23 protein-coding genes and 1 tRNA gene are annotated in these 15,618 nt (G+C 65.2%); 19 read left to right on the forward strand and 5 right to left on the reverse strand.

Annotated elements, in window-relative coordinates:
* Positions 1-59 precede the first annotated feature (59 nt).
* Entirely contained in the window at positions 60-944 is an 885-nt protein-coding gene (gene ubiA / locus AB4Z46_RS02980; protein WP_442281992.1) for a 4-hydroxybenzoate octaprenyltransferase, read from the forward strand.
* Between the two features lie 233 nt (positions 945-1,177).
* Here ubiA and proC read toward each other — a convergent pair whose 3' ends face one another.
* Complete coding sequence (proC, locus tag AB4Z46_RS02985) at positions 1,178-2,032, reverse strand: pyrroline-5-carboxylate reductase (RefSeq protein ID WP_442281993.1); 855 nt, start codon at positions 2,030-2,032, stop codon at positions 1,178-1,180.
* Positions 2,029-3,189, reverse strand: coding sequence for an esterase-like activity of phytase family protein (locus AB4Z46_RS02990; RefSeq protein ID WP_442281994.1), 1,161 nt, complete (start codon positions 3,187-3,189; stop codon positions 2,029-2,031). Before AB4Z46_RS02990 ends, proC begins: the two co-directional genes overlap by 4 nt.
* A gap of 225 nt (positions 3,190-3,414) precedes the next feature.
* Between AB4Z46_RS02990 and rplN the strand changes: the two genes are divergently transcribed.
* The 18 genes from rplN to AB4Z46_RS03080 all read left to right on the forward strand — a co-directional run bounded on the left by rplN (position 3,415) and on the right by AB4Z46_RS03080 (position 12,314).
* On the forward strand, positions 3,415-3,783 hold the full coding sequence (rplN, locus tag AB4Z46_RS02995; protein ID WP_068674584.1) for a 50S ribosomal protein L14: 369 nt from the start codon (positions 3,415-3,417) through the stop codon (positions 3,781-3,783).
* Positions 3,784-3,796: 13 nt separating this feature from the next.
* A complete protein-coding gene (gene rplX / locus AB4Z46_RS03000; RefSeq protein WP_286601597.1) occupies positions 3,797-4,114 on the forward strand; it encodes a 50S ribosomal protein L24 in 318 nt (105 codons plus the stop codon).
* 11 nt (positions 4,115-4,125) lie between these two features.
* Positions 4,126-4,665 carry a 50S ribosomal protein L5 gene (gene rplE / locus AB4Z46_RS03005; protein ID WP_286371087.1) on the forward strand — a complete coding sequence of 180 codons (540 nt, stop codon included), beginning with the start codon at positions 4,126-4,128 and terminating at the stop codon, positions 4,663-4,665.
* Positions 4,666-4,673: 8 nt separating this feature from the next.
* Entirely contained in the window at positions 4,674-4,979 is a 306-nt protein-coding gene (rpsN, locus tag AB4Z46_RS03010) for a 30S ribosomal protein S14 (RefSeq protein ID WP_442281995.1), read from the forward strand.
* Positions 4,980-4,999: 20 nt separating this feature from the next.
* Entirely contained in the window at positions 5,000-5,395 is a 396-nt protein-coding gene (gene rpsH / locus AB4Z46_RS03015; protein WP_442281996.1) for a 30S ribosomal protein S8, read from the forward strand.
* A 24-nt stretch (positions 5,396-5,419) separates the two neighbouring features.
* The gene (gene rplF / locus AB4Z46_RS03020; protein WP_442281997.1) at positions 5,420-5,953 is read left to right on the forward strand and encodes a 50S ribosomal protein L6; all 534 of its coding nucleotides are present in this window, start codon (positions 5,420-5,422) and stop codon (positions 5,951-5,953) included.
* Between the two features lie 14 nt (positions 5,954-5,967).
* Entirely contained in the window at positions 5,968-6,333 is a 366-nt protein-coding gene (gene rplR / locus AB4Z46_RS03025; RefSeq protein WP_442282243.1) for a 50S ribosomal protein L18, read from the forward strand.
* Positions 6,334-6,351: 18 nt separating this feature from the next.
* A complete protein-coding gene (gene rpsE / locus AB4Z46_RS03030) occupies positions 6,352-6,870 on the forward strand; it encodes a 30S ribosomal protein S5 (protein WP_028250822.1) in 519 nt (172 codons plus the stop codon).
* 14 nt (positions 6,871-6,884) lie between these two features.
* The gene (rpmD, locus tag AB4Z46_RS03035) at positions 6,885-7,070 is read left to right on the forward strand and encodes a 50S ribosomal protein L30 (protein WP_286606142.1); all 186 of its coding nucleotides are present in this window, start codon (positions 6,885-6,887) and stop codon (positions 7,068-7,070) included.
* Between the two features lie 24 nt (positions 7,071-7,094).
* On the forward strand, positions 7,095-7,526 hold the full coding sequence (gene rplO, locus AB4Z46_RS03040; protein ID WP_442281998.1) for a 50S ribosomal protein L15: 432 nt from the start codon (positions 7,095-7,097) through the stop codon (positions 7,524-7,526).
* Positions 7,527-7,551: 25 nt separating this feature from the next.
* Positions 7,552-8,862, forward strand: coding sequence for a preprotein translocase subunit SecY (gene secY / locus AB4Z46_RS03045; RefSeq protein WP_442281999.1), 1,311 nt, complete (start codon positions 7,552-7,554; stop codon positions 8,860-8,862).
* 74 nt (positions 8,863-8,936) lie between these two features.
* A complete protein-coding gene (rpmJ, locus tag AB4Z46_RS03050) occupies positions 8,937-9,050 on the forward strand; it encodes a 50S ribosomal protein L36 (RefSeq protein ID WP_038201958.1) in 114 nt (37 codons plus the stop codon).
* 24 nt (positions 9,051-9,074) lie between these two features.
* Entirely contained in the window at positions 9,075-9,440 is a 366-nt protein-coding gene (gene rpsM, locus AB4Z46_RS03055; RefSeq protein WP_286371094.1) for a 30S ribosomal protein S13, read from the forward strand.
* Positions 9,441-9,449: 9 nt separating this feature from the next.
* Positions 9,450-9,854, forward strand: a complete 405-nt coding sequence (gene rpsK, locus AB4Z46_RS03060) for a 30S ribosomal protein S11 (protein WP_162565645.1) — start codon at positions 9,450-9,452, stop codon at positions 9,852-9,854.
* A 133-nt stretch (positions 9,855-9,987) separates the two neighbouring features.
* On the forward strand, positions 9,988-10,611 hold the full coding sequence (gene rpsD / locus AB4Z46_RS03065; RefSeq protein WP_442282000.1) for a 30S ribosomal protein S4: 624 nt from the start codon (positions 9,988-9,990) through the stop codon (positions 10,609-10,611).
* Positions 10,612-10,736: 125 nt separating this feature from the next.
* A complete protein-coding gene (locus AB4Z46_RS03070) occupies positions 10,737-11,726 on the forward strand; it encodes a DNA-directed RNA polymerase subunit alpha (RefSeq protein ID WP_093382585.1) in 990 nt (329 codons plus the stop codon).
* Positions 11,727-11,814: 88 nt separating this feature from the next.
* On the forward strand, positions 11,815-12,219 hold the full coding sequence (gene rplQ, locus AB4Z46_RS03075) for a 50S ribosomal protein L17 (RefSeq protein WP_442282001.1): 405 nt from the start codon (positions 11,815-11,817) through the stop codon (positions 12,217-12,219).
* An 18-nt stretch (positions 12,220-12,237) separates the two neighbouring features.
* Positions 12,238-12,314, forward strand: a tRNA-Met gene (locus AB4Z46_RS03080).
* A 100-nt stretch (positions 12,315-12,414) separates the two neighbouring features.
* Here AB4Z46_RS03080 and AB4Z46_RS03085 read toward each other — a convergent pair.
* The 3 genes from AB4Z46_RS03085 to AB4Z46_RS03095 are packed head-to-tail and all read right to left on the reverse strand — an operon-like array spanning position 12,415 to position 15,616.
* Positions 12,415-12,810 (reverse strand): RidA family protein, encoded by a 396-nt coding sequence (locus AB4Z46_RS03085; RefSeq protein ID WP_442282002.1) that lies wholly within the window; start codon positions 12,808-12,810, stop codon positions 12,415-12,417.
* Positions 12,807-14,426: an AMP-binding protein gene (locus AB4Z46_RS03090; RefSeq protein WP_442282003.1), complete on the reverse strand. Its 1,620-nt coding sequence runs from the start codon at positions 14,424-14,426 to the stop codon at positions 12,807-12,809. Before AB4Z46_RS03090 ends, AB4Z46_RS03085 begins: the two co-directional genes overlap by 4 nt.
* On the reverse strand, positions 14,423-15,616 hold the full coding sequence (locus tag AB4Z46_RS03095; protein WP_442282004.1) for an acyl-CoA dehydrogenase family protein: 1,194 nt from the start codon (positions 15,614-15,616) through the stop codon (positions 14,423-14,425). The genes AB4Z46_RS03090 and AB4Z46_RS03095 overlap by 4 nt, the downstream gene beginning before the upstream one ends.
* Positions 15,617-15,618: the final 2 nt, after the last annotated feature.

Consider the following 15,618-nt stretch of genomic DNA (forward strand, 5'->3'; position numbering starts at 1 on the left):
AAGGGCGTGCGCTGCCGCACAGGTTCGCCATTCCTCGTCTCCTTTCTTTTCGTAGCCAAATGACTACTGGGCGTTCACGGCTTGCGCTGTGGCTCGACCTGATCCGATGGAACCGGCCGGCCGGCTGGCTGTTGCTGTTGTGGCCGACCCTGGGCGCGCTCTGGTTCGCGGCCGGCGGCTGGCCGGGCTGGCACCTGCTGGTCGTGTTCGTGCTCGGCACCTTCCTCATGCGCAGCGCGGGCTGCTGCGTCAATGACGTCGCCGACCGCGACTTCGACCGCCACGTCAAGCGCACCGCGCAGCGGCCGGTTACCAGCGGCGCGATCTCGGTCAAGGAGGCGCTGTCGGTCGGGGCCGTGCTGGCCCTGTGCGCGTTCGCGCTGGTGCTCACCACCAACCAGGTGACGGTGCTGTGGTCCTTCGTGGCGCTCGCGATCACGCTGGCCTATCCCTACGCCAAGCGCTTCGTCTCGATCCCGCAGGCCGTGCTTGGCATCGCCTTCAGCTTCGGCATCCCGATGGCCTTCGCCGCCGTGCGTGCCGAAGTGCCGGCGCTGGCATGGTGGCTGCTGGCCGGCAACCTGTTCTGGGTGCTGGCCTACGACACCGAGTACGCGATGGTCGACCGCGACGACGACCTGCGCATCGGCATGAAGACCTCGGCGATCACTTTCGGGCGTTTCGACGTCGCGATCGTGATGGCGTGCTACGCGCTGTTCCTGCTGGTCTGGACCGCGGCCGGCGCCGGCATGGGGCTGGGCCCGGTCTTCTACCTGGGCATCGCGGCGGCCGCGGCGCAGGCGCTGTGGCATTGGCGCCTGATCCGCGAGCGCACCCGCGAGGGCTGTTTCAAGGCCTTCCGCCTCAACCACTGGCTGGGCTTCACCGTGTTCGCCGGCGTTGCGGGGGCCTGGCTCGCCCCCAGGTTGGCTCACTTCGTGTAGCCGCCCACCCCCTGCCGGGGGCAGTCAGCGGCCCGGCGAAGCCGCTTCCGCGACTGCCCACAAACGGGCGCGCTGCGCGCAGCCGAAGAACAAGCACTGCCTCTCTTCTACCGGCCGGCGCAGCCAGGCCCGTTGGTGAAACACCGCGGAACCGGCTTCGCCGGGCCGCCGGTGTTGCCCCCGGCAGGGGGTGGGCGCCCGGACACGAAGTGCCGGGCAACCTGGGGGCGAGCCTACTTTCCGAACTCGGCGGCCAGCTCGCCGGCGCGCTGGTGGGCGGCGCGGATCGCGGCCTTGAACTTGCCGGCCACGTCGGCGTTTTCCATCGACGTGATCGCCGCATGGGTGGTGCCGCCCTTGGAGGTCACGCGCGCGCGCAGCACCGCCGGCGGTTCGCTGGCGCTGGCGGCCAGTGCCGTGGCCCCCGAGAAGGTGCCCACCGCGAGCTGGTGCGCCTGTTCCGGCGTCAGGCCCAGCGAAATGCCGGCCTCGGTCATGGCCTCGAGGAAATAGAACACATAGGCCGGACCGGAGCCGGAGACCGCAGTGACCGCGTCGAGCGCGTTCTCGGCATCGACCCAGATCAGCTCACCGGTGGCGCCCAGCACCTGTTCCACCCGCTTGCGGCCCGCGCCGTCGACGGCGTCGCGCGCGAACAGCCCGGTCATGCCCTGGCCGACCAGCGCCGGCGTGTTGGGCATTGCCCGCACCACGCGCTCGGTGCCGAGCCAGCGGGCGATGCTGTCGGACGGAATGCCCGCGGCGACGCTGAGATGCAGGGCATCCGGCGCCAGCCCGCGCACCGGCTTCGCGGCTTCGGCGAAATTCTGCGGCTTGACCGCCCAGACGATGACCTCGCAGCGCGCCAGGGCCGGGCCGGCCTCGGCCTGGGCAACGATGCCGAAATCGCGGGCCAGCCGGTCTCGCGCCTCGGCAAAGGGCTCCACGATCTCGAAGGTGGCTGCCGGCGTGTCCTGCTTGATGAGCCCGCCGATGACCGCGCTGGCCATGTTGCCGCCGCCGATGAAGGCGATCGGGGGCAGGGGGAGCGGCTCCTGGCGTGGCAGGAAGGTGACTGCGATGTTCATGACGTGTCCGTGAATTCGAAGGCTGCGAACTGGGTGACCTGCAGCGGGTTGAAATTGTCGTCGCTCACCGCGACCAGCATCCGGCGCCCGCCGGGCAGATCGGGGCCCCAGCAGAGCCCCTCGGTATTGTCCAGCCGCGAAAGCCCGAGCGCCGCGAAGTCCGCCACCAGCTTCTTCGGTGCCGGCCGGTGATCGTCCGGCGACAGCGCATCGAGAGCCAGGGTGTCGCTGGCCTCGCGGGTGTCGATCTCGTAGAGGCGCAGCGAATTGCCGATCCCGGCCGCATAGGCGCGCTCGAGGACCAGCATCCGGTTGGCGTCGATCATCAGCACCTCGCTGACGCCGTTGTCGGCATAGGTGCCGGGCAGCAGCGGGCGCAGGGGGATCGCGTCGGGCCGGTAGGCGATCTGGCGCCGGGCCTGGCCGCTCGCGAGGTCGATCCGGGTGAAGCGGCAGGGCCCGCCGGGCGCGCGCAGCGTGGGCACCGGGCCATCCTGCAGCAGCGCGTTTTCCATCGCCACCCAGGCGTCGCGGCCGTCGGGCGTCAGCGCGAGCCCCTCCAGCCCGAGGTTGTCCCGCGGGCCACGCCGGCCGCTGCGGTCGGCGGCGAACATCGCGGGCAGCGCGATCTCGCGCACCAGCGTGCCGTCGCGCAGCGACTCATAGAGCGCCGGACCGAAGCCGCGCGCGACGTCGCCCTCGCTGGTCCAGAGCACCGTGCCGGTGTCCGGGCGCCAGCGGATCGCCTCGGGGTCGATCACCGGGATGTCCGCGGTCGCGGCACGCCGCGCCGGCCAGGGCGCGCCGCCGGCCTGTCGCAGCAAGGTGACGCCCACCGGCTTCGGTGGCCCGTCCCCGACCGCGGGCCAGCGCATGCTGTAGAACCGTGCGGCCGCAAGTTCCGACCGGTCGTCGCTGAGAAGCAGGTACTCGCCTCGCGCGGGGTCGTAGTCGATCCCGGAGAGTCCGCCCACGACGGTGCCCTCGAACTCCGCCCGATGCGGCCACTGCGCTTCGCCGACCAGGCGCAACGACTGCGCCTGCGGCGAGGGCGCCGGGCCGGCGGGGGCGTTGCGGCAGCCGGCGAGCACGCCGGCCATCCCCGCCGCCAGCAGCAACCGGCGGCGGGCGAGGGACGGTGGTTGCCTGGCGCGCATCTCGAAAGTCTACGGGCTGGCGGGTTTTTGCAAGCCGGGGGTGTTGACGAAGCTTTGGGACTATGCAACAATCGCGGGCTTCGCTTCAAAAGGCGAAAGTTTCTGCCCAGCGGAAGCGCACCGAAGTGGTTTTGGTGTGTGGACGACGGGCCCAAGACTGACCGCAGCGCTACACAACCGGATCCAGCCGGGGTGGCAAACGGTACAAGTTGGGAATATCAAGACATGATCCAAACTGAATCCCGGCTCGATGTGGCCGACAACACGGGCGCGAAATCCGTCCTGTGTATCAAGGTGCTCGGTGGCTCCAAGCGGCGTTATGCCAGCGTGGGCGACGTCATCAAGGTCAGCATCAAGGAGGCTGCTCCGCGCGGTCGCGTCAAAAAAGGCGAGATCTACAGTGCAGTGGTGGTTCGCACCGCCAAGGGCATCCGTCGTGCAGACGGCTCGCTCGTCAAATTCGACGGCAACGCAGCCGTGTTGCTCAATGCCAAGCTGGAGCCCATCGGCACCCGCATCTTCGGACCGGTCACGCGCGAACTGCGCACCGAGAAGTTCATGAAGATCGTGTCGCTGGCCCCCGAAGTTCTCTAAGGACAACAACGCCATGAACAAGATTCGCAAAGGCGACCAGGTCATCGTGTTGGCCGGGCGCGACAAGGGCAAGCGCGGCACTGTGTCGCTGCGCAAGGACGATTCCTACCTGATCGTCGACGGCATCAACATGGTCAAGAAGCACACCAAGCCGAACCCTCTCAAGGGTACGACGGGTGGCATCGTTGAAAAGACCATGCCCATTCACCAATCCAACGTGGCGATCTTCAATGCCGCGACCGGCAAGGCCGATCGCGTGGGCATCAAGGTCTCGGACGGCAAGCGCGTGCGCGTCTTCAAGTCCAGCGGCGACGAAATCAAGCTGGCCTAAGGAGTACTCACATGGCACGTCTCCAACAACACTACCGCGAAAAGATCGCCAAGGATCTGACCGAGAAGTTCGGTTACACCTCGCCGATGCAGGTTCCGCGCCTGACCAAGATCACGCTCAACATGGGTGTGGGTGAAGCAGTCGCCGACAAGAAGGTTCTCGACAACGCTGTCGCCGACCTGACCAAGATCGCCGGCCAGAAGCCGGTCGTGACCAAGTCGAAGAAGGCCATCGCCGGCTTCAAGATTCGCGAGAACCAGCCGATCGGCTGCATGGTCACGCTGCGTGGCGTTCAGATGTACGAATTCCTGGATCGTTTCGTGACCGTGGCCCTGCCGCGCGTTCGCGACTTCCGCGGGATCTCGGGCCGTGCCTTCGATGGCCGCGGCAACTACAACATCGGCGTCAAAGAGCAGATCATTTTCCCCGAGATCGAATACGACAAGGTCGATGCCCTGCGCGGTCTCAATATCAGCATCACGACGACGGCCAAGACCGATGAAGAAGCCAAGGCGCTTCTCGCTGGCTTCCGTTTCCCGTTCAAGAACTGAGGCGACCTGTGGCTAAAGCATCTTTGATCCAGCGCGAACTCAAGCGCGACAACCTGGTCGCCAAGTACGCGGCGAAGCACGCCGAACTCAAGGCGATCGCCAACGACTTCAAGAAGAGCGACGAAGAGCGTGCAGCTGCCCGTCTGGGCCTGCAAAAGCTGCCGCGCAACGCGAACCCCACGCGCCAGCGCAACCGCTGCGAAATCACCGGTCGTCCGCGTGGCACCTTCCGTCAGTTCGGTCTGGGCCGCGCCAAGATTCGTGAACTGGCTTTCGCTGGCGACATCCCCGGTGTCACCAAGGCCAGCTGGTAAGCCAGGCAGGAGTAAACAACATGAGCATGAGTGATCCCATTGCCGACCTGCTGACGCGTATCCGTAACGCGCAGATGGTGGCGAAGCCCACTGTGTCGGTCCCGTCTTCCAAGGTGAAGATCGCGATCTCGCAGGTCCTGAAGGACGAAGGCTACATCGACGGCTTCCAGGTCAAGACCGAAGCCGGCAAGTCCGAACTCGTCATCACGCTGAAGTACTACGCTGGCCGTCCGGTCATCGAGCGCATCGAGCGTGTGAGCCGTCCCGGCCTGCGCGTCTACAAGGCCAGCGCAGCCATTCCGCAAGTCCAGAACGGCCTCGGCGTCGCGATCGTCACGACCCCCCAGGGCGTGATGACCGACCGCAAGGCGCGCGCTACCGGTGTCGGTGGCGAAGTCCTGTGCTACGTCGCCTAACCGAGACATCGAGGAGTTACTGAAATGTCCCGAGTAGGAAAAATGCCGGTCGCCATCCCCGCAGGCGTGGATGTGTCGATCAAGGAAGACCAGATCAGCGTCAAGGGTACGGGCGGTTCGCTCAACCTGCCGCGCAATGCACTGGTCAACGTCGTCTCCAAGGACGGCCAGCTGAGCTTCGAGCCCGCCAACGATTCGCGTGAAGCGAATGCGATGAGCGGCACGCTGCGCCAGCTCGTGAACAACATGGTGGTTGGTGTGACCAAGGGCTTCGAGAAGAAGCTCAACCTGGTCGGCGTCGGCTACAAGGCCGCGGCGCAGGGCAGCAAGCTGAACCTCCAGGTCGGCTACTCGCATCCGGTCAACAAGGACATGCCGCAAGGCATCACGGTGGCAACGCCCACCCCGACCGAAGTGATCATCAAGGGTGCCGACCGCCAACGCGTCGGCCAAGTGGCCGCTGAGATCCGCGCTATTCGTCCGCCAGAGCCCTACAAGGGCAAGGGCATCCGTTATTCGGACGAGAAGATCGTGATCAAAGAGACCAAGAAGAAATAAGGGGCAGCAAAATGATGTTGACCAAAAAAGCACAGCGCCTTCGCCGCTCGCGCCAGACCCGCATTCGCATTGCGACGCAGGGCGTGGCGCGCCTGACGGTGAACCGCACCAACCTGCACATCTACGCCACCGTCATCTCCGACGACGGCTCCAAGGTGATCGCCACCGCATCGACCGCCGAGGCCGAAATGCGTGCTTCGCTGGGCGCTTCGGGCAAGGGTGCCACCGCTGCCGCGGCCACCGCCATCGGCAAGCGCATCGCTGAAAAGGCGAAGGCTGCCGGCGTCGAGAAGGTCGCTTTCGACCGCGCAGGTTTCGCCTACCACGGCCGCGTCAAGGCGCTGGCCGATGCGGCCCGCGAAGCCGGCCTGCAGTTCTAACCGGACACGAGATTCAAAATGGCAAAGATTCAGGCAAGAACGCAGAACGAAGGCCCCGAGGACGGTCTGCGCGAGAAGATGATCGCGATCAACCGCGTCACCAAGGTGGTGAAGGGTGGTCGTATCCTCGGTTTCGCAGCACTCACCGTGGTGGGTGACGGCGACGGTCGCGTCGGCATGGGCAAGGGCAAGTCGAAGGAAGTGCCGGCAGCCGTGCAGAAGGCGATGGAAGAAGCCCGCCGCAACCTCGCGAAGATCTCGATCAAGAACGGCACGCTGCATCACCGCGTGACCGGCCATCACGGCGCCGCTTCGGTCGTCATGATCCCGGCCCCGAAGGGTACCGGCATCATCGCCGGCGGCCCGATGCGCGCCGTGTTCGAAGTGATGGGCATCACCGACATCGTGGCCAAGAGCCATGGTTCGTCGAACCCCTACAACATGGTCCGCGCCACCCTGGACGGCCTGAAGAACTCGACGACCGCGTCCGAAGTCGCCGCCAAGCGCGGCCTGACGGTCGAAGAGCTCTTCGCCTGAACCGGAGCAGCAACATGACGACGCAACAACAAACCGTCAAGGTCCAATTGGTCAAGAGCCCGATCGGTACCAAGGAATCGCATCGCGCCACCGTGCGCGGCCTGGGCCTGCGCAAGCTCAACAGCGTGAGCGAGCTGCAGGACACGCCCGCAGTGCGCGGCATGATCAACAAGATCAGTTATCTGGTCAAAGTGCTCTAACCAGAGCCACTGAGAGAGACGCATATGGAACTCAATGGCATCAAGCCGGCCGACGGCGCCAAGCATGCAAAGCGCCGTGTCGGCCGCGGCATCGGCTCGGGCATCGGCAAGACCGCGGGTCGCGGTCACAAGGGTCAGAAGTCGCGCGCAGGCGGTTTCCACAAGGTGGGCTTCGAAGGCGGTCAAATGCCGCTGCAGCGTCGTCTGCCGAAGCGTGGCTTCAAGTCGCAACTTCTCAAGTACAACGCCGAAGTCACGCTGACCGCTCTCGAGCAGCTCGGCCTGGCCGAAGTGGATCTGCTGGCGCTCAAGCAAGCAGGCCTCGTGGGCCAGATCGCGAAGGTCGTCAAGATCATCAAGACCGGTGAGCTCACCAAGGCCGTCAAGCTGACGGGCATCGGCGCGACCGCCGGCGCCAAGGCTGCGATCGAAGCCGCCGGCGGCAGCGTCGCCTAAACACTCGGACCGAAAGAAGTTCTTCGTGGCAACCAACGCGGCAACGCTCGCAAAGACAGGCAAGTTCGGCGACCTGCGTCGCCGGCTGGTCTTCTTGCTGCTCGCGCTCGTGGTCTATCGCGTCGGGGCTCACATCCCGGTGCCGGGCATCAACCCGGACCAACTGGCGCAGCTGTTCCAAGGTCAGCAGGGCGGCATCCTGAGCCTGTTCAACATGTTCTCGGGCGGGGCGCTGTCGCGCTTCACCGTGTTCGCGCTGGGCATCATGCCGTACATCTCCGCGTCGATCATCATGCAACTGATGACCTACGTGGTGCCGACCTTCGAGCAGCTGAAGAAGGAAGGCGAGGCGGGGCGGCGCAAGATCACGCAGTACACGCGCTACGGCACGCTGGGCCTGGCCTTGTTCCAGTCCTTCAGCATCGCAGTGGCGCTCGAGTCGTCCGCAGGCCTGGTGGTTTCGCCCGGCTTCGGCTTCCGGCTCACAGCGATGATCAGCCTGACGGCAGGCTCGATGTTCCTGATGTGGCTCGGCGAGCAGATCACCGAGCGCGGTCTCGGCAACGGGATCTCGATCCTGATCTTCGCCGGCATCGCGGCCGGCTTGCCGAACGCGATCGGCGGACTGCTGGAACTGGTTCGCACCGGTGCCATGAACGTGATCGTCGCGCTGTTCATCGTCGCGGTGGTCGTGCTGGTGACCTACTTCGTGGTGTTCGTCGAGCGCGGCCAGCGCAAGATCCTTGTGAACTATGCGCGGCGACAGGTCGGCAACAAGGTCTACGGCGGTCAGTCGTCGCACCTGCCGCTGAAGCTGAACATGGCCGGCGTGATTCCGCCGATCTTCGCGTCGTCTATCATCCTGCTGCCGACGACCGTCGTGGGCTGGTTCAGCACCGGCGAGAGCATGCGCTGGATCAAGGACATCGCGAGCGCGCTGCAGCCGGGGCAACCGATCTACGTGCTGCTGTACGCCACCGCGATCGTGTTCTTCTGCTTCTTCTACACGGCGCTGGTGTTCAACAGCCGCGAAACCGCCGACAACCTGAAGAAGAGCGGTGCGTTCATTCCAGGCATTCGCCCGGGTGACCAGACCGCACGCTATATCGACAAGATCCTGGTTCGACTGACGTTGGCCGGCGCGGTGTACATCACCTTCGTCTGCCTGCTGCCGGAGTTCCTGATCCTCAAGTACAACGTGCCGTTCTATTTCGGCGGGACGTCCTTGCTGATCATTGTGGTCGTGACGATGGACTTCATGGCCCAGGTGCAGAACTACATGATGTCGCAGCAGTACGAGTCGCTGCTGAAGAAAGCCAACTTCAAGACGTCGTAGCCGCACGGGTCTTGAACGCAACGAATTTTCAGGCGAATGGTTCGCCGAGTTGAACAGAGTCTTAGGAGAAAGAAATGAGAGTTTCGGCTTCGGTCAAAACCATCTGCCGTAATTGCAAGATCATCCGCCGCAAGGGTGTGGTGCGCGTGATCTGTACCGACCCGCGCCACAAGCAGCGCCAGGGTTGATTGTTAGAGATATAGAGGACGCACATGGCACGTATTGCTGGCATCAACATTCCGCCGCACAAGCACGCTGAAATCGGCCTGACCGCCATTTTCGGCATCGGTCGCACCCGCGCACGCAAGATCTGCGAAGCGAGCGGCATCGACTATGCGAAGAAGATCAAGGATCTGACCGACGCCGATCTCGAGAAGATCCGCGACCAGATCGCTCTCTTCACCATCGAAGGTGACCTGCGTCGCGAAACGACGATGAACATCAAGCGCTTGATGGACATCGGCTGCTACCGCGGCTTCCGTCACCGTCGCGGCCTGCCGATGCGCGGCCAGCGTACGCGCACCAATGCCCGCACCCGCAAGGGTCCGCGCAAGGCAGCGCAGTCCCTGAAGAAATAAGGATAGACCATGGCTAAAGCTCCTGCCAACAACGCGGCACAACGCGTTCGCAAGAAGGTTCGCAAGAACGTTGCGGACGGCATCGCCCACGTGCACGCCTCGTTCAACAACACGATCATCACGATCACCGACCGCCAGGGCAACGCTCTGTCGTGGGCGTCGTCGGGTGGTCAAGGCTTCAAGGGTTCGCGCAAGTCGACGCCGTTCGCTGCGCAGGTCGCCTCCGAAGTGGCCGGCCGCGCTGCGGTCGACCAAGGCATCAAGAACCTCGACGTCGAGATCAAGGGCCCCGGCCCGGGTCGCGAATCGTCGGTGCGCGCACTGGCTGCGCTCGGCATCCGGATCAACTCCATTGCCGACGTGACCCCGGTTCCGCACAACGGCTGCCGTCCGCAAAAGCGTCGTCGCATCTAAGGCGACAATGCTCGGCGCAGCCTGCTTCACAGCGGCTGCGCATTTTTTGTTTTTGTTGAAGCCCACCGCCATCGGCACGCCGCTGATGGCTCCCGCAGTCTCCCTGCGGCAGATGACATAGAAGGAAGATCAAGTGGCACGCTATCTCGGCCCCAAGGCCAAACTCTCCCGCCGCGAAGGCACCGACCTGTTCCTGAAGAGCGCCCGCCGTTCGATCCAGGACAAGGCCAAGTTCGACTCCAAGCCCGGCCAGCATGGCCGCACCTCGGGTCAGCGCACCTCCGACTTCGGCCTCCAACTGCGCGAGAAGCAGAAGGTCAAGCGCATGTACGGCGTGCTCGAGAAGCAGTTCCGCCGCTACTTCGAGGAAGCCGACCGCCGCCGTGGCAACACCGGCGCCAACCTGCTGTTCATCCTTGAATCGCGCCTGGACAACGTGGTCTACCGCATGGGCTTCGGCTCGACCCGTGCCGAAGCACGCCAGCTCGTGTCGCACAAGGCGATCACGGTCAACGGCAAGTCGGTCAACATCCCGTCGTACCTGGTCAAGACCGGCGACGTGATCGCTGTTCGCGACAAGTCGAAGAAGCAGACCCGCGTGGCCGAAGCGCTGCAGCTGGCCGCCCAAGTCGGCATGCCGGCCTGGGTCGACGTCAATGCCGACAAGGCTGAAGGCACCTTCAAGAAGGTGCCCGATCGCGACGAATTCGCGGCCGACATCAACGAATCGCTGATCGTCGAACTGTATTCCCGCTAAGACGGCAACGTGCCGCTGACGCGGCCCGTACTTTTGATTTTTTGTTCCCGCTGGGGCCGCGCCCCGCGGGCGCTTCACCAGCCTTACCGGTGTAACGAGCCGGGGGTATTGAGAGGAAGTCCTGCATGCAAACCACCCTGCTGAAACCCAAGACCATCCAGGTCGAGCAACTCGCGCCCAACAAGGCGAAGGTGACGCTCGAGCCGTTCGAGCGCGGCTACGGCCACACGCTCGGCAATGCACTGCGCCGCGTCCTGCTGTCGTCGATGGTGGGCTACTCGGCCACCGAAGTGACGATCGCGGGCGTGCTGCACGAGTACTCGTCGATCGATGGCGTGCAGGAAGACGTCGTCAACATCCTGCTGAACCTCAAGGGCGTGGTGTTCAAGCTCCACAACCGCGATGAAGTCACGCTGAGCCTGCGCAAGGACGGCGAGGGTCCGGTCACGGCTTCCGACATCCAGACGCCGCACGACGTCGAGATCATCAATCCCGACCACGTCATTGCCCACCTGTCGCAAGGCGGCAAGCTCGACATGCAGATCAAGGTCGAGAAGGGTCGCGGCTACGTGCCCGGCACGATGCGCCGCTACGCCGACGAGCCGACCAAGTCGATCGGCCGGATCGTGCTCGACGCGTCGTTCTCGCCGGTCAAGCGCGTGAGCTACACGGTCGAAAGCGCCCGTGTCGAACAGCGTACCGACCTGGACAAGCTGCTGGTCGAAATCGAGACCAACGGTGCGATCACCGCCGAAGATGCAGTGCGCGCCTCGGCCAAGATCCTGGTGGAACAACTGGCTGTGTTCGCACAGCTCGAAGGCGGCGAACTGGCAGCCTTCGATGCGCCGGCTCCGCGCAGCGCCCAGCAGTTCGACCCGATCCTGCTGCGCCCGGTCGACGAACTCGAACTCACGGTGCGTTCGGCCAACTGCCTGAAGGCCGAGAACATCTACTACATCGGCGACCTGATCCAGCGCACCGAAAACGAGCTGCTCAAGACCCCGAACCTGGGTCGCAAGTCGCTCAACGAAATCAAGGAAGTGCTCGCCTCGCGCGGCCTCACCTTGGGCATGAAGCTCGAAAGCTGGCCGCCGGCCGGTCTCGACAAGCGATAATTCGAAGTTGGCCCTGAAGAAGAGGGCCAGTGCACCGGGCAGTACCTGACACGGCTGCCTGTTTTTATAAAGTAAAGGAAAAAGCACCATGCGTCACGGACACGGACTCCGCAAACTCAACCGCACCAGCTCGCACCGCCTCGCGATGCTGCAGAACATGATGAATTCGCTCATCGAGCACGAAGTCATCAAGACCACGGTCCCCAAGGCCAAGGAACTGCGCCGCGTCATCGAGCCGATGATCACCCTGGCCAAGAAGCCGACGGTTGCCAACAAGCGCCTCGCCTTCGACCGCCTGCGCAGCCGCGACAGCGTCGTCAAGCTCTTCGGCGAACTCGGTCCGCGCTACCAGGCACGCCCGGGCGGCTATACGCGCATCCTGAAAATGGGTTTCCGCGTGGGCGACAATGCGCCTATGGCCCTGGTCGAATTGGTCGATCGCCCCGAAATTTCTGAAGAAGTTTCGGGCGCCGAGCAAAACGCCGCCGAATAGTATATAATTCCATCTTGCCGCGCGATGGAGCAGCCTGGTAGCTCGTTGGGCTCATAACCCAAAGGTCGCAAGTTCAAATCTTGCTCGCGCAACCAAATTCCCGATAACCCTTTCAGGTTGTCGACGAAGCAAAAAAGCCCACTTTCCAGTGGGCTTTTTTGTTTTTGGATTTTTGTTTTCCAGCGGTAATTGAAATCAGTCGGGCACGACCGCCGTGACCTCGATCTCGATCTTGGCGCGCGCCTCGACCAGCGCCGCCACCTGCACGCAGGTCATGGCGGGGAAATTCCTGCCCATGGCGTCGCGGTAGACCGGGCCCAGCTCGCCGAGGCGGCGGTTGTACTCGTCGCGATCCGTGATGTACCAGGTCATGCGCACCATGTGCTCCGGACCGGCACCGCCTTCGCGCAGCACTTCGACGATGTTGCGCAGCGCCAGCCCCGCCTGTTCGATGAAGTCGTCGGACTCGAATTGCTGCTGCGCATTCCAGCCGATCTGGCCACCGACGAAGACCGTCGTTCCGCGCGCGGCGATGCCGTTCGCATAGCCTTTGGGTGGCAGCCAGCCTGGGGGTTGCAGTTGCTTGATCATGTCATTTGCCTCAGTTTGAATCTCTGGAGTTTTCCTGTTTCGGTGCGCGGCAGCTGGGCCACGAACGCGATTTCGCGGGGGTATTTGTAGGGCGCGATGCTGGCCTTGACGTGGTCCTGCAGCGCCTTGGTCAGTGCGGCATCGCCAGTGTGCCCCGGCTTGAGCACGCAGAAGGCCTTGACGATCATGCCGCGCTCCTCGTCGGGCTTGCCGATGACGCCGCATTCGGCGACCGCCGGGTGCCTGAGCAGTGCGTCCTCGACCTCCGGGCCGCCCACGTTGTAGCCGGCCGTGACGATCATGTCGTCGGCGCGCGACTGGTAGAAGAAGTAGCCGTCCTCGTCCTCGACGAAGGCATCGCCGGGATAGTTCCAGCCGCCCCGGACGTAGTCGGCCTGCCGAGGATCGTCCAGGTAGCGGCAACCCACGGGTCCGATGATCGCCAGCTTGCCGACCGTGCCGCGCGGCACCTCGTTGCCCTCGTCGTCGACCACCCTGGCCGTGAAGCCCGGCACGGCCTTGCCGACCGCGCCGCGCCGCACTTCCCCGCCTGCGGCCGAGATGTAGATGTGGAACACCTCGGTGCCGCCGATGCCGTCGACCATCTCGAGGCCGGTGGCCTGTTTCCAGAGCTGTCGCGTGGCGTCGGGCAGCGCTTCGCCCGCGCTCACGCTGATGCGCAGGCTGGGGACGCCGGCAGCCTTCGCGAAGGCCGCCATCTGGCGGTAGAAGGTGGGCGCGGTGTAGCAGATGGTGGCGCCGATCTCCCGGATCACGTCGACCATCGTCTCGGGCGTATAGGGCTTGTCGTGGAAGTACACCGAGGCGCCGGCCCACATCGGGAACACCAGCAGCCCGCCGAGCCCGAAAGTGAAGGCCAGCGGCGGCGAACCGATCACGATGTCGTCGCTGTGTGCCCGCAGCACGTGGCGCGGCCAGGTCTGGCACATCGCGAGCACGTCGCGGTGCGTGGTCACCGGCGCCTTGGGCTTGCCGGTGGTCCCTGAGGTGAAGGCGAGCAGCGCGATGTCGTCGGCAGCCGTCGGGCAGGCCTGGAAGACGCCGCTCTTCGCCGCGGCGCGCGTGGTCAGGGAGCCGGGCGCGTCCAGCTGATTGAACGCCACCACCGTGCGCAGCACCGGGTGGGCCCGTTGCGCGGTCTCCAGCTCGTCGAGCAGCTTCCCTTCGCACAGCGCGACCGTGGGTTGCGCCTTCTCGATGATCTCGCCGAGCTCCTTGGCACGCAGCAGCGGCATGGTGGCGACCGCGATCAGGCCGGCCTTGACCACGGCGAGCCAGGCCAGCGCCATCGCGATCGAATTGCCCCCGCGCAGCAGCACCCGGTTGCCGGGCACCAGGCGAAGGTCCTCGGTCAGTACCTGTGCGATGCGATTGACCTCCAGCGCCGCCTCGGCATAGCTCAGCGTGCGGCCGGGAGCGCGCAGCATCGGCTTGTCGCCAAGGCCCCGGGCGACGGCCTTGTCCAGCAGTTCCTCGACCAGATTCAGCTGGTCGGGCAACTGCAGCTCGGGCAGGTCGTAGCGGAAGATCGGCAACTGGTCCGCCGGCGGCAGCCGGTCATGCACGAAGCGGTCGGATTGCGCGCTTTGAGTCATGGGTTCCTCAGCACGGCCTTGCCGATGATCAGTTGCTGGACTTCGGTCGCGCCTTCGTAGATGCGCAGCGACCGGATGTCGCGGTAGAGGCTCTCGACCTTGGTGCCGACCTTGACGCCGAGGCCGCCGTGCATCTGCAGCGCCATGTCGATCACGCGGCTGGCGTTCTCGGTGGCGCACATCTTCGCCATGGCGGCGGCCGCCGTCAGGTCGCCCACCGCGGGCTGGCCACGACGCTCGCTGTCGTCGCGCATCCAGGCCGCGCGATAGGTCAGCAGCGCCGCGCTGTCGATCAGCGCCGCCATCTCGCCGAGCTTGGCTTGCGTGAGCTGGAAGTCGGCGAGCGTCTGGCCGAACATCATGCGTTTCTGCGCATGCTGGATGGCTTCGGACAGGGCGCGCCGCGCCATGCCGAGCGCCGCACCGGCCACCGAGGCGCGAAAGATGTCGAGCGTGCGCATCGCCAGCTTGAAGCCGCCGTTCAGTTCGCCCAGCTGGGCCGTGTGCGGCACGGTGCAGCCGTCGAAGCGCAGGGTCGCGAGCGGGTGCGGTGCCATGACCTCGATGTGCGCGGAGGTGTCGAGCCCCGGCGTCTTCGCATCGACGATGAAGGCCGTGATGCCGCGGGAGCCGGCGGTCGGATCGGTCTTGGCGAAGACGCAGTAGAAGTCGGCGATGCCGCCGTTGCTGATCCAGGTCTTCTCTCCGGTCAGGCGCCAGCCGTCGGCGGTGGCCTCGGCGCGCATCGCCATCGCACCGACGTCCGAGCCGGCATCGGGCTCGCTGAGCGCGAAGGCCGCGATCTTGTCGCCCCGGCCCACGGGAGCCAGGTAGTCGCCATGCTGGGCGGGCGTACCGGCGAGCGTGATGGCGCCGCTTCCCAGGCCCTGCATCGCGAAGGCGAAGTCGGCCAGCGGCGAATGGAAGGCGAGCGTCTCGCGCAGCAGCACCAGGGCGCGCGAATCGAGACGATCGAGCGCGCCGCCGGAACTCGCCGGCACGCAGTAGCGCAGCCAGCCGCCGTCGCCGAGGCGCCGCACCCAGTCGCGGCAGGCGGCGCGGTCGTCGCGCTCGTCCACCGATTGCGCGGCGGCCCAGGGCAGCAGCTCACGGGCGAGGGCGCGCTGCGCCTCGTCGAAGAAGGGCAGCGCGAGATGCGCCGTGGAGGGAGGGACAGCGGATGCGGCCATGC

Origin of the sequence: Variovorax sp. M-6 (assembly GCF_052114385.1) — a bacterium.
GTDB lineage: Bacteria > Pseudomonadota > Gammaproteobacteria > Burkholderiales > Burkholderiaceae_C > Variovorax.

Excerpts from the sequence above, each read along its gene's own strand:
- proC (WP_442281993.1), bottom strand. The coding sequence starts at position 2,032 with ATGAACATCGCAGTCACCTTCCTGCCACGCCAGGAGCCGCTCCCCCTG.
- AB4Z46_RS02990 (WP_442281994.1), bottom strand. The coding sequence starts at position 3,189 with ATGCGCGCCAGGCAACCACCGTCCCTCGCCCGCCGCCGGTTGCTGCTG.
- rpsM (WP_286371094.1), top strand. The coding sequence starts at position 9,075 with ATGGCACGTATTGCTGGCATCAACATTCCGCCGCACAAGCACGCTGAA.
- rplE (WP_286371087.1), top strand. The coding sequence starts at position 4,126 with ATGGCACGTCTCCAACAACACTACCGCGAAAAGATCGCCAAGGATCTG.
- rplN (WP_068674584.1), top strand. The coding sequence starts at position 3,415 with ATGATCCAAACTGAATCCCGGCTCGATGTGGCCGACAACACGGGCGCG.
- rpsE (WP_028250822.1), top strand. The coding sequence starts at position 6,352 with ATGGCAAAGATTCAGGCAAGAACGCAGAACGAAGGCCCCGAGGACGGT.
- AB4Z46_RS03090 (WP_442282003.1), bottom strand. The coding sequence starts at position 14,426 with ATGACTCAAAGCGCGCAATCCGACCGCTTCGTGCATGACCGGCTGCCG.
- rplX (WP_286601597.1), top strand. The coding sequence starts at position 3,797 with ATGAACAAGATTCGCAAAGGCGACCAGGTCATCGTGTTGGCCGGGCGC.
- ubiA (WP_442281992.1), top strand. The coding sequence starts at position 60 with ATGACTACTGGGCGTTCACGGCTTGCGCTGTGGCTCGACCTGATCCGA.
- rplR (WP_442282243.1), top strand. The coding sequence starts at position 5,968 with ATGTTGACCAAAAAAGCACAGCGCCTTCGCCGCTCGCGCCAGACCCGC.
- rpsK (WP_162565645.1), top strand. The coding sequence starts at position 9,450 with ATGGCTAAAGCTCCTGCCAACAACGCGGCACAACGCGTTCGCAAGAAG.
- rplO (WP_442281998.1), top strand. The coding sequence starts at position 7,095 with ATGGAACTCAATGGCATCAAGCCGGCCGACGGCGCCAAGCATGCAAAG.
- AB4Z46_RS03070 (WP_093382585.1), top strand. The coding sequence starts at position 10,737 with ATGCAAACCACCCTGCTGAAACCCAAGACCATCCAGGTCGAGCAACTC.
- AB4Z46_RS03095 (WP_442282004.1), bottom strand. The coding sequence starts at position 15,616 with ATGGCCGCATCCGCTGTCCCTCCCTCCACGGCGCATCTCGCGCTGCCC.
- rplQ (WP_442282001.1), top strand. The coding sequence starts at position 11,815 with ATGCGTCACGGACACGGACTCCGCAAACTCAACCGCACCAGCTCGCAC.
- rpmJ (WP_038201958.1), top strand. The coding sequence starts at position 8,937 with ATGAGAGTTTCGGCTTCGGTCAAAACCATCTGCCGTAATTGCAAGATC.
- rpmD (WP_286606142.1), top strand. The coding sequence starts at position 6,885 with ATGACGACGCAACAACAAACCGTCAAGGTCCAATTGGTCAAGAGCCCG.
- rplF (WP_442281997.1), top strand. The coding sequence starts at position 5,420 with ATGTCCCGAGTAGGAAAAATGCCGGTCGCCATCCCCGCAGGCGTGGAT.
- AB4Z46_RS03085 (WP_442282002.1), bottom strand. The coding sequence starts at position 12,810 with ATGATCAAGCAACTGCAACCCCCAGGCTGGCTGCCACCCAAAGGCTAT.
- rpsH (WP_442281996.1), top strand. The coding sequence starts at position 5,000 with ATGAGCATGAGTGATCCCATTGCCGACCTGCTGACGCGTATCCGTAAC.